The organism is Mesorhizobium sp. M0500 (assembly GCF_040321165.1).
Taxonomy (GTDB): domain Bacteria; phylum Pseudomonadota; class Alphaproteobacteria; order Rhizobiales; family Rhizobiaceae; genus Mesorhizobium.
Window position 1 is genome coordinate 1 of sequence record NZ_JAMYRB010000058.1, and the last position, 11378, is coordinate 11378.

Sequence of the window (11378 nt, forward strand, 5' to 3'; positions counted from 1 at the left end):
AAAAGCCGACCTCTCATGAATCACGCAAAACGGCTCTTGGGAATCCTCGAAACGCTCCCGGAGCTAAAAATCTGCCAAAGTAGTGTTAGGCCGTAGACTCATTACTGCGCAGCCACACACCTGCTTTTCGCGATCGGACGAAGCGGTTGCAACAGGTGGTGCGCGGGCAATAGCGCTGAGGCAGGTCGCGCCATGGCGCACCGGAGCGCAGCACCCAGAAGATACCGTTCAGCACGCGGCGATCATCAACACACGGCACACCTCTTGGCTTGTTGGGTAGCAGCGGCTCGATCACCATTCAAGGTCTGTCAGACCATATCGGCTCATGGTGAGCCCTGAATCAGAATCCGGCGCGATGTGGAGTGTCAGTAGGACGTTTCGTTCGTCACCTCTCACCTTATCGAGCAGTGAAGGAAATGCATCGCACATTGCGCGGCGAACGTGCTCCGCAGGGATTTCCGGCAGAAGCTCTTGGTTGCGGTCGGGCCGAGCAAGGGGCGAGCTTCTTGCCGGGCCTGCGCCAACACCAGAGTGAGTTCGGGGCGGAGACAAGCTGTAGAACCTCGCCTGCTTCGAATGCTTCCCGTAACGACACGAAAACTCATTCCCGACCGCCTGTGCCGATGATCTCCGGGGATACGCCACGACGCCTGCTTGATTTATGCGGGAGTCTCCCGACTACGTTGCTAGATGGGTAGCACGCCACAACTTGAGACGGTTTTGATCGAGATGATTGTCCAAGCTGCAGATTTTCCGCCGGCCAGCTTCGATTCCGTAGCAGGCGACTGCGCCGATAAATCTGGAGGCCGAATGCTCTTCAATGTTCGCGTTGACAGCCATGTGGATGTTCAGCGAGTTGCGCCCTCGCGAGCAAATCTGACGAGGGAATGACTCCTTTGCTTTTTTCTGCTGTTGGATCGTACGGGGACGTCGATCAAGATCATGAGGTGCGGGTTGAGGACTACCCGTTGGTAGTCTCCATCGCCGATTGGGCCAATCAGCCCCTTCACTCGCAAGCCATTACCAGCGTCAATGTCGAGGTTACCCTGCTCCTGGACTCTGTCGCATCGGAAGCACGGCCGGATTAGCTGAATTGCGGACTCAGCCGATGTTAGCGGGGCCTACGCGTTATGAACGGGCCCGCACTCCTCCTGCTGCTTTGTGCATTCCACACTGCCTTTTTATGCGACTTTCGAAGCACAAAGCATGAACATGGAGGTCGCATAGGTGCTTTGACGGTCGACTGCTCTGGGGCCACTTTCGCGCCACCAATAGAAATTAAGTCGGAATTAGAGCCATCTTCACCTTGCCCCGACCAATCAGCTTGGAGAAACGACGATAGTCCGAATGTTCGAACCGCCAGCGGCCGGCGGCAATCGCGGGATGCACGCCAGCTTTCTGCGCCGCCTGCAACACCTCCTCCGTGCTGCTGCCCCTGTCGATCCCCTTCCACATGGCAGGAGGGATAAGAGCGTGCCGTGCAAACGAGTCCGCCTCCGCTTCGATGGTTTCCGAACTCGCCACATCCAGATCGTCCAGAATAACCTGTCGATCAGTGCTCAAGTGACGAACCACATGGGCGAACTCATGCAACAGCGTAAACCAGAAATTGTCCAATCGATCGTGACGCAAGGTTAGTGCAATCACCGGAACACCATCGCTGCGGCACATCGCTGCCCCGTCGAGAAATGTTCCCGGCAGGTGCTCCAATATGACCAATATTATTCCCATACGATGTAGCGCAGCGACGATCTGATCCTGCCAGTCAGCCAACAGGCTCAGCTGTGCCAGTTGCCGCGCCGCTTTCTCTTGATCGCCGATCTTAGTTTTTTTGACATTTATCTTTTCTGCACGAACTAATACGGCTGCGCACCATGCTTCGAGTGCCGCCATGTCCGTCTTGGCGTTGGTGCGCTCAGTCCTGGTCTTGCGCAACATGGCGATTGCCGGAGTAGAGGCCTTCGAACGCGATAAGAAGCCGGCGAGACTCTCCTTCGTTTTCATCACGCCAAGCGTACGAAGCTTTCCTTCGGCTGCTATCGAGGTATTCGACGAGCCGGCCGCAGGCTCGTGCTTCGACGAGCCAATCAGCGAAGTGACGGGAATGCTTAGATGCTGATGTAGTGCCCTGATCTGATCGACCGTGGGCTGTCGCTGACCGTTGAGTATCTCGGATACGCGCGATTTACTTCCAAGGTATGGAATCAGATCGCGTTGTGACAATCCCTCCTGCGCCATGCGAAACTTGATCGCTTGGACAGGCGTCGGTGCCTCAATGGGATGCCGGGATCGTTCCCAGCGTTCGATGACGGCCTGCAGCACTTCGAGCTCGTCGCGGTCTTTCGGGCTTTTGTGCCCGAACAGCGCAGTGGCACGCTTGAGTGCCGATTGGTAGTCTTCCTCAGTGCGTATAGGTCGAACTGTCATGTCACCTTGCTCCCTGCCTTGGTCGTGGCGCGTGCCCCAGTAGTCGCGCCCGCATATTCGATGAGAACTATCTGCGCCTCGCAGTCAGCGACGAGATCGACCCGATAGTCAGCGTTGAGTGGGATTCGGACCTTGATGCCTTTGATCAGGGCTGACGGATAAAATTCCGCGATTTCAGCCATCGAACGCCATGACCCGGCCTCAAGTTCGGCAACGAGCGCCGGTACGGCTCCATCAAGGTCGCCACGGGTACGACGCGCAAGTTCGCGCAATCTCGATATCCCTATCAGCTTCATGGCAAACCGCGGCTCCAATACAAAATGGTTCCCAAATGTGGGACGACTATTGCACTTGACCTCACGCTATGCCATATCGGAATTAGTGGTTCCCGGAAGTGGGACTAACATGCAACGACGCTGGGGCCAAGGGGTTTGCTCCGCCCTCCCCTGCGCAGATTCGGGGCGACAACAATGGAGTTGGCGAATGTCTCAGGACAACAAAAGCCCCGGCGAGAATTCGGGAAAGGATCATAACGACGACGATGTCGTGCTCGAGATCGCAACGCCGAACGGCGTATTCCGCGGCACGTTCGACAAGAACGAAAAGGTGGAGAAAGTGATCAAGGAAGTGGTGAAGGACCGCGACCTCGCCGAAGGCGACGCCTTCGAGCTCTACTACGGGGACGTCCACCTCGAGCCTGTCAACCGTCCGCTGGTGAGCTTCGGGCTCAAGAAGGGCAGGTACAAGTTGACGCTGGTCGCCACTGGTTCCGGGGTCTGATCGTCATGAGCACCCCCGCTGCCCTGCTGGTGAAGGTTGAACTCGACGCGCTTAAGGAGAATGCCAGCCTTATGGGCTGGTCGATCGAGCAGATCGATGACCTGACCTTCGTCCTCGGGCTCCCTGCTAAGGACGGCTTGACCTACCACCTGCGCGTGAGGTGTGACGGCTATCCTGCCACACCTCCTGCCTGGCACTGGTTCAACCCGGCGACCGGCAGGATCGACAACCGGCCGGATACGCCGCGCGGCGGCAATTTCCTGCACGGTAACGGCGTGATCTGCGCGCCATGGAATCGCCTCGCCTACAAAACTGTCGATTCCCGCGGACCGCATTCGGATTGGCAGATCGGCGCCTGGCAGAACAACGCATACACGAGGGCGTGCCGCACCTTGGGTGCCATGGCCCTGCGTATCGCCTGCGAACTGATGAAGAGCTACGAAGGCAGGGTGGCAGAATGATCCCCGGTTGGCTCAAGCGTGTTCTCGGCCGAAAGCCAAAGAGCATTGCAATTTCGCCACAGCCGGCCAGGTTGCTGGTGACCACGGATGCGCTCCAAGACTTGATGGCCGCGCTGGTCCGGTCTCAACAGCAGCGGCATGAGGGGATCGCCTATCTGCTCGGCCGGACCGACGGTGCCGTCACTCTTGCCGTAGCGGTCTTCGCGCCGGAGGCGCGGACGACGGCGGGCAGTTTTCATGTTCCGCCTCGCGCCATGGTGTCCTGCATGCAGGCGGCGGCGCGGTTCGAGTTGCAGGTGGTAGCCCAGGTCCACACCCATCCGAGCCAAGCCTTCCATAGCGATGGCGACGTCGAAGGCGCCAAGATCCGTTACCCGGGATACGCCTCACTCGTGCTGCCTGATTATGGACGGTTTCTACCCTCGCTGGCTGGCGCCGCCGCCTATCTGTGGCAGAAGCCGCACGGCTGGATCGAGCTTTCGGACGACGACATCATTATCATTCCGGCAGGCGGGCCATGGACCAGCAACAGTTTTACGACCGATTGAACGATCGCATGCTTCGCTACGGCGCGTCGCCACTCGACCAAACGCAGGTCGTCGCGATCACCGCGTCGCCCGATTACCTCGCCAGTTACGATGGGCAAGTGGCAGCGCTCGTCGCCTGCAACCTGTTGGGACGGCTGTCACCCTCGGTGCAGGTAGGCTTCCCGGACATACCTATCCACCCGCGCCTTCCATGGGCCGGCCGTTCGCTTGTCGAGCATGCCCTTGATGGAATGAGAGCCGCCGACTCGTTCGGCAGCTACGGCACACGCCAAGTGACCGCAGGCGATTTTCGCTTCCATCTCGGACCCGACGGCCACAACACTGTGATCCACGGCTCTGGGTGGAACGCCTACATTGGTCCGGGGCCGTCGCCGCTATCCCCGATCGAATCGGATGTCGGAATAGGCGCGGCGCTGGCCGTGGTATTGGGTGCCGCGCATCTGTTCTGCACCCGCTTCGGCGCCATGACCGAGTCCTTCACCTGCAACGCTTGGGATTGGACCGATGTCCCCAAGCGGGTGGAATTCTCCCCAGTCGAGGTCTCGCTAGGCCACGTCATGACTGCAGGGCTCGGCTCGGTGGGGTCCGCCGCCAACTACTTTCTGGCGCTTGCGACGAGGGACTTCCGCGCAAGCCTCATCGATCACGACGGGATCGGAATCCATAACATCACCCGCTCACCCATCTTCACAGATGCCCATGCTAAGGTCGACATGGCCAAAGTCGACGCCGTCGCCGCCTTTCTGCGCCGAGCCGGTGTCGAGGACGTAGCGGTCGACGCGGTCGCCTTGCATGAGTCCGCGCTCTGGAGTCTCCGTCAGGCCGGTTCGACGGACATTCTGATCTCGGCCGCCAACGAGTTCAACGTGCGCTACCATATCGAGATGGGGTTCCCTCCGATCCAGTTCTACGCCACCACGGGTCGGAATTGGCAGGCGACCTTGATGCGGCATGTACCCGGAGCGAAAGCGTGTTCGCTCTGCGTGTTCCCGCCCGACGAGAAGTACGCTCCAACTACGTGCGCCACAGACGGGTCCACCGCGTCCCAGACGACGGTCGAGGAAAAGCGCACCGACGCGGCTCTGCCCTTCCTCTCCTTCGCCGCGGGTCTAATGACCGCAGCAGAGGTTCTCAAGCTAAACGCTCCCGGTTACCCGTTCTCGGCCGAACGAGTAATGCTTGGCCTCAAGGGCCAGCCGCTGTTGATCGGCACGCCGATTCCGCATCGTACTGGCTGCCTATGCGAGGGTCGTGACAAAAGCGTGCACAAAGCCGCAGTCGCGGGCTCGCGCTATGTTGTGTTCGTAGGCCAGGCGGAAGTCGGGCGATAGCCGCAGGAGCTCGAGGACCAACCGTCAAGAAATGAGCTGGGCCGATGGACGGCAACGGGATCTTGTGAAAAGCGGGCATTTTGGTCCGGGAGCGATGTCCACCGAGCCTCTCGGATAGACCTTCAAGAACGTGACGGGCTGCAAGTTTCCACGAGTTCTCGTTGATCCGTTCGCGGAGGCTCGATTCTTAGGGGAAGGCGGTATTGCTAGGGCCTTACCCCAAACCGCAACGTCGTTCGCCTCTTGCACTGAGAGAGTTTCAAGTTCCCGCCTTGACGTTGCAATGCACCGACAAGAACGATACTGCAGTCTTCGGGAGGGGGACATGCAGTGCTACCAAAAATTCGGCTTCTGCAGATCGGCGACATCCACCTAGTTTCCAACGCTGGCAATAAGGCCTTCGTGGACGATAAGGACACAACGTTTCCGCTGAACCTGAAGAACATCATATCGCGCAGCCCAATAAAGACCGTCTTCCGGCGCATCTTTGAGATCATAAAGGAACAAGATATCGATGCCGTCCTTTTCATGGGCGACCTGACCGACTATGGCAAGCTTGACGGCTACGCGGCCTGCGCAAACTACATCGCCAGTGCGCTGCAGATCGGGTCAAATGGCCTTTTTCGCGATATCCCGGTCGGGATTGTTCCCGGAAACCACGACATCAACCGCACTCTTGCCCTTAAACCAGGCATTAGTACCAAGTTCACGCCACTGGTGGAGGCCTTAATCGCGGCGGGGCTGCCCGCCTTGCCGATCAACAAGGCGATGCATCGATCGCTCGAAAAAGAGAATGCTCGCATAGAGCTTTTTCTTCTCAACAGTTGCTGGGGCTGCGGCGAAGAAAGCTACATTCCGCCCGAGTTTCGCTTCCAGATTGCCGAGGCAATTAAAACTGTCATGAGCGGGCCTGATTCGGACGCCGCGATGCGGGCTTACTACGATCGCCAGTTGGACACTCCTGCGATCTCCGAGGAAACGATCGAGAGTGTTGTAACGAAAATGGAAGCCCTATCGGGGGGCGCCATTCCGGTGCTCGTCGCCCACCACAATTTGCTTCCGCAAAGGCGGCCGCGTCTTGCGCCCTATACCGAACTCGTCAACGGCGGTGCGCTGCGTGGCGCTCTCGGAGAACTCGGGCGGCCGGCGATATATTTGCACGGCCATATCCATGAGGATCCAGTCGAGGTTTTGCAGCTTCCGGGCGGCTTCCCCGTTGTCTCGATCAGTGCCCCTGACATTCCGAAGGGCTTTAATTTGGTCGATATTCTTTTCGGCGAGAACACGGCTCCGCTTGCCTGTCACATCACTCCCTACCGGGTCGACAAATCAGGGATCTTGAAGCGGGAAACCGCCATATCGATCGCCCTTGGGCGTAGACGCAGCTCCGATCGCAACACCGGTATTATTTATGGAAAGGTGCTGGAAGTGGGGCAGATGTATTGGCCAGAGCTGACAAAACATTTTCTGAACGAGGCGAACGGCTTGGATGAACGACGACTGACGATCATCGTCGAGGAGTTGCAGGCTGAAAGTAGTATCACGATCGACAACTACGATCTTTCGCCGACGCATTGGATTTTAAGAGCGGAGAAGTAGGTGGCAGCCGTCGTGAACCCTTTCCGACCGACGCGGTGGGAGCACGAGAGCTCCGGCTCTCCCCTAATATGGTTTACGCCGACCGCGGCACATTTGGCCGCCGACAAATCGGTGTTCGTTTATGGAAGCCGGGGCAGCGGCAAGACTACGCTTCTTCGGAGCATTTGCTGGGAGGATCTGTTCTCCAATCCTTCACTGCGAATCCAGAAGACCATCTCGGACTTCAACCACATTGGCGTCTATATACGCCTGCCGGATCATGTTTCGGGCTCGATGGGCTATATGCGCTGGTCCGAGATCTTTCCGGACTCACCGCGTCCTGATTACGAGTTCTTCCGCTTCTATTCCCTCGCGCTCGAATTAATTGCCGTCGAGAAGGCACTTTCTGCAGCCCATACCTTACGCGTCGAGGACGTCTTGACGCTGTCGGCTGGCAGCGAGCTTTCAATTGTCGCAGACACGACGGCGGAGTTTCCAGAAATCTTGTCCTTCACAGAGCAGCCCCCAAAGACGTTTGTCGACCTTTCGCGAGCGCTTCGCAATATGGTCAGGCGAATGAACGAAGCCTGCGGCCGCGGTTACGTCAAGAGTCTGGTCGAAAAGCTTCCGGTCCGCGAGCCGCATGAACTTCTTTCCTTCGTGATCGAGCGTCTGTCGCAATCCATGGCCCACAGCAAGCTTACCTGCGGCCAGAGGCTCGGCTTTAAGTTTTGCCTCGACGATTGCGAGGTGATGAGCCCGCTTCAGAGAAAATCGGTGAATACGCTCGTGCGCAAAAGCAGATTTCCAACCTCTTGGGTCATTTGCTCGGTGGGCGAGGCGGTAGAGGCAGGCGAGACTTTCATCGATGAACAGCCTTTGACCGACGCTGATCGCCGTGTCGTATCGCTCGACGACAGAGACCGGCCAGAATTCCAGGCGCTCTGCGAGGCGGTCGCCAGTCTGCGGGTGTATTTCTCTTTGAGGCAAGATCGACGCCCCCCGGTGACGGGTTCTGAGGTCGAGCGCTATTTCTCGCTCAAAGGCCGGCTCGGGACGATTGTAGTGAACGACATCATCGAAACGATGATATCGCGCTCGACTAGCCCGCTTGCACGGCAGCTTCGCGAAGCTGCCGAGTTCCTTCATGGCCTGGATCTCGGTCAATATGGGCTTGATCGTACTCCAGCCGGAGCTCTCCCTTACTATCAGACCTATGTGCTTTGGCACTGGACTGGTCAAAAGGAGAATTTCTCGCCGATCTCGCGACCTGAGGATTTCAGTAGGATCTCAAAAAACGCAAAGGCGATGAAAGCCAAAAGCCAGCAGGCCTGGATACGGCGCAAGAGCGTCGGTGCAATGCTCCATATTGCAAACCGGCTCGGCTTCCGCAGATTGCCGATGTCTGGGGTGGGTGTGATCACGTCGCTGGCCGACGGCTCGATCCGCGACTTCTTGGAGATCATGGCCGAGATTTTCGACCGCTTTTCGAAGGACCGCGGCTCGCTTTCGGCCGAAGAAGTCCTGGAGAAGTTTGCTCGCTCGAGAACGAAGATTGCTGCCAAGACTCAGACTGATGGCATTTATGCCTCTAGCGAGGCCTTCTATGACGGCATCGGAATTCTTACCGACTCCAATGCCGAAGCAGTGATGCGATTCATCACGGTTCTCGGGCGCCTAACGCATCATCTCCAAGCGAATTTCGAAGATCCTTCGTCGCTGGCAACGACCGAGCGCGGCCTTTTCTTCATTGACCCAGCTCATAGCTACCCGGCAAACGCCACCCAGATTGAGCTTATTAACCAGATCATCCATCGCGCCGAATTGTCAGGGTATTTACGCGCTACGACATCAAAGCGGAGGGCGAAGTCCGGAGAGGACGATGAGGCTCCGAAGATCTCTGGTTTCCGGCTGCATCGACGCTTCGCGCCTCGCTTTATGTTCTCATACCGGGGTGCCTACGAACCTGTGAAACTGACCGAGGACATCCTCTACCAGATCTGCATCGGCTCACCTGAGGTCGACGCGGATGATTGGGCAAAGCAGTTCGCGCGACGACCGAATTCGAGCTCACAGCTGACTCTCCCCCTGGCTCACGAGGTTCCGAGTTTCGATGATTGACGAGATAGCGATCGGGACGCTCAGCATATCGCAGACGATCCTCAAAGATCACAGCATCCTGCGCGAACAATACGATCTCGTCATCGCGGCTGTCAGCTGGGAGAGCCGCTGCCACGCCTGTAGCCCGCTTCTCTCGGGGCGCAGCGACGAGAGTTTAATTATCCATTTCGCATCGTCTGATACCGAAATGGAGAGCCGCAAGAGCGGCAATCGCGCCACGATTGAGGGCGCGATGGCCGACTGCCGGATTTTAGATCTGGAACGGTCTGCACAATTTACAGACAACGCTGAGAAGATAGAGCAGGAGATTTTCGGGGTCGCGCGCAAGAAGGGCCACGCTCTCCGGGTGCTGATGGACATGACGTGCATTCCAAAACGCTATTTGCTTTTTTTGCTCGGATTGGGATTCCGTCGCGAACTGTTCACCTCTATCGACCTTGTCTATGCGGAGGCTGAGAAGTACGAGATGCGGGCCGCACAGATCGATGTCGCTGGCAAACCGCTTGGGCTGATATCAGAAGGCGAATGGACGACGTCGCAAATTCCCTATCTGGAGTCGGAAGACTACGTACCGGATCGGAGAAATCTCTATATTTCCGTTGGTGCCGAGCTCACTCAGGCGAGTCCCATCGTCGACCGTTTTGAGCCCAACGGCTTGGTGCTTTATCACATTACCGAAGGGCATCGCAGATTGCCTTCGTCGGTGATCGACCGGGAGCGGCCGGCGCTTCAGCAACTGGCGGCTTTTCCTGGCGTCAGGCAGGAGCAATTTGAGCTTCACGAAATTGCCGCTGTCGCCCTCAGCGTCCTTCAAAACCGTTCAGCCGGCACTACTTGTTTTGCGATCGGTCCCAAGACTCATGCTGTCGCATTCGCGATTGCGGCGCTCGCCGATGACCAGATTCAGGTCGTCTGCCGGACTCCAACGACCTATGTCGTGAATGAGGTGAAGGCTTCTGGGAATATCTATTTCTATCGCATCAACGACCGCTTCGATCCCGCCTCGTTCTGGAGCCAATGAAAGCGGCGAGCGTCTCGATTTTTCTTATGAGCCGAAGTGTAAAACTCGAGCGCACGCTAGCCCAAACTTGGAGACACGATGACCAACCTTACGGAAGAACAGTCACTCGAGATCAAGGAGGCGCGCGCTGCCTCGAGGGCGACACGCCGCGTTGTATCCGAGGGGCTTGAGGAAATTCTCTATCAAGCTGTTCCGGTTCTCGACCACGGGTTTGTACGTGTCGTCGACTATATGGGCGACGACGGTGCCGTCGTGCAGGCGGCCCGTGTATCCTACGGCCGGGGCACGAAAAAAATCTCTGAAGATCGGGGCTTAATCCACTATCTGCTCCGCCACTGGCACACCACGCCGTTCGAAATGGCGGAAATCAAGTTCCACGTAAAGCTGCCGATCTTCGTTGCACGCCAGTGGATCCGGCATCGGATGGCGAGCGTTAATGAATATTCGGCCCGCTATTCTATTCTCGATCGCGAATTCTACATTCCCGCCCCGGAACATCTGTCAGCACAATCGCTGCAAAATCGCCAAGGTCGCGGAGAGGTCGTGGGAGCTGCTGAGGCGGAGCGAGTACTGCGAATTCTCACAGACGATGCGCAACGCAACTACGATCACTATCTCGATCTGCTAAATCATGATGAAGGCGGCCAGCAGCTTCGTGATGACCAAGAAGGGCTAGCACGAGAGCTTGCTCGCATGAACCTGTCGCTCAACTTCTATACCCAGTGGTACTGGAAGACCGATCTGCACAACCTCATGAATTTTCTCCGGCTTCGCGCCGATCCCCACGCGCAGTATGAGATTAGGGTGTATGCGGAGGTAATTTTGGACATCCTGAAAAAATGGGTCCCGCTGACCTACGAAGCGTTTCGCGAGCATCGACTGGAAGCGGCGACATTTTCCGGGGAGGCCCTCAAGGCACTTCGCCGCATGCTTGCGGGCGAACACGTCGAGCAACTTGACACCTCAATGTCTAAGCGTGAGTGGGAGGAATTCTTAGCGAAGCTGGAACTAAGTTGATACGCATCTTGGAGTGCGCCCCTCGGACCGGACAGGGTCAAGCCGCAGTTTTGACCATCTGCCGGGCGTGTTGGTCCTCGAACTGTTGCGGGCT

General features: G+C 57.6%; 10 protein-coding genes and 2 pseudogenes. 8 read left to right on the forward strand and 4 right to left on the reverse strand.

Translation table 11 applies throughout. The features are described from left to right. Positions 1-106: 106 nt before the first annotated feature. From NKI70_RS33440 to NKI70_RS33455, 4 genes and pseudogenes are all read right to left on the reverse strand, one after another. Positions 107-327, reverse strand: a pseudogene (locus NKI70_RS33440) (transposase); the annotation flags it as partial. Between the two features lie 33 nt (positions 328-360). Further along, positions 361-589, reverse strand: a pseudogene (locus tag NKI70_RS33445) (aminoglycoside adenylyltransferase domain-containing protein); the annotation flags it as partial. A gap of 689 nt (positions 590-1278) precedes the next feature. Further along, entirely contained in the window at positions 1279-2427 is a 1149-nt protein-coding gene (locus NKI70_RS33450) for an ImmA/IrrE family metallo-endopeptidase (protein ID WP_352726375.1), read from the reverse strand. Then, positions 2424-2723, reverse strand: coding sequence for a hypothetical protein (locus NKI70_RS33455; protein WP_183465383.1), 300 nt, complete (start codon positions 2721-2723; stop codon positions 2424-2426). Before NKI70_RS33455 ends, NKI70_RS33450 begins: the two co-directional genes overlap by 4 nt. Positions 2724-2910: 187 nt before the next feature. Here NKI70_RS33455 and NKI70_RS33460 point away from each other — a divergent pair, with 187 nt between their 5' ends. The 8 genes from NKI70_RS33460 (at position 2911) to thyX (ending at position 11284) form a co-directional block, all read left to right on the forward strand. Further along, complete coding sequence (locus tag NKI70_RS33460; protein ID WP_183465384.1) at positions 2911-3207, forward strand: hypothetical protein; 297 nt, start codon at positions 2911-2913, stop codon at positions 3205-3207. A gap of 5 nt (positions 3208-3212) precedes the next feature. Beyond that, positions 3213-3668 carry a hypothetical protein gene (locus NKI70_RS33465; protein ID WP_352726377.1) on the forward strand — a complete coding sequence of 152 codons (456 nt, stop codon included), beginning with the start codon at positions 3213-3215 and terminating at the stop codon, positions 3666-3668. Positions 3669-3772: 104 nt separating this feature from the next. Next, a complete protein-coding gene (locus NKI70_RS33470) occupies positions 3773-4216 on the forward strand; it encodes a Mov34/MPN/PAD-1 family protein (RefSeq protein WP_352693557.1) in 444 nt (147 codons plus the stop codon). Continuing rightward, positions 4186-5547: a ThiF family adenylyltransferase gene (locus NKI70_RS33475; RefSeq protein ID WP_352726380.1), complete on the forward strand. Its 1362-nt coding sequence runs from the start codon at positions 4186-4188 to the stop codon at positions 5545-5547. The genes NKI70_RS33470 and NKI70_RS33475 overlap by 31 nt, the downstream gene beginning before the upstream one ends. Positions 5548-5877: 330 nt before the next feature. Continuing rightward, positions 5878-7146 (forward strand): metallophosphoesterase family protein, encoded by a 1269-nt coding sequence (locus tag NKI70_RS33480; protein WP_183465388.1) that lies wholly within the window; start codon positions 5878-5880, stop codon positions 7144-7146. After that, entirely contained in the window at positions 7147-9246 is a 2100-nt protein-coding gene (locus NKI70_RS33485; RefSeq protein ID WP_352693552.1) for an ORC-CDC6 family AAA ATPase, read from the forward strand. Next, entirely contained in the window at positions 9239-10267 is a 1029-nt protein-coding gene (locus NKI70_RS33490; protein WP_352693550.1) for a hypothetical protein, read from the forward strand. Before NKI70_RS33485 ends, NKI70_RS33490 begins: the two co-directional genes overlap by 8 nt. 78 nt (positions 10268-10345) lie before the next feature. Continuing rightward, positions 10346-11284, forward strand: a complete 939-nt coding sequence (gene thyX / locus NKI70_RS33495) for an FAD-dependent thymidylate synthase (RefSeq protein WP_352693548.1) — start codon at positions 10346-10348, stop codon at positions 11282-11284. Positions 11285-11378 lie beyond the last annotated feature (94 nt).

Coding starts and splice junctions, on each gene's coding strand:
- NKI70_RS33450 (WP_352726375.1), bottom strand. CDS start 2,427: ATGACAGTTCGACCTATACGCACTGAGGAAGACTACCAATCGGCACTC.
- NKI70_RS33455 (WP_183465383.1), bottom strand. CDS start 2,723: ATGAAGCTGATAGGGATATCGAGATTGCGCGAACTTGCGCGTCGTACC.
- NKI70_RS33460 (WP_183465384.1), top strand. CDS start 2,911: ATGTCTCAGGACAACAAAAGCCCCGGCGAGAATTCGGGAAAGGATCAT.
- NKI70_RS33465 (WP_352726377.1), top strand. CDS start 3,213: ATGAGCACCCCCGCTGCCCTGCTGGTGAAGGTTGAACTCGACGCGCTT.
- NKI70_RS33470 (WP_352693557.1), top strand. CDS start 3,773: ATGGCCGCGCTGGTCCGGTCTCAACAGCAGCGGCATGAGGGGATCGCC.
- NKI70_RS33475 (WP_352726380.1), top strand. CDS start 4,186: ATGGACCAGCAACAGTTTTACGACCGATTGAACGATCGCATGCTTCGC.
- NKI70_RS33490 (WP_352693550.1), top strand. CDS start 9,239: ATGATTGACGAGATAGCGATCGGGACGCTCAGCATATCGCAGACGATC.
- thyX (WP_352693548.1), top strand. CDS start 10,346: ATGACCAACCTTACGGAAGAACAGTCACTCGAGATCAAGGAGGCGCGC.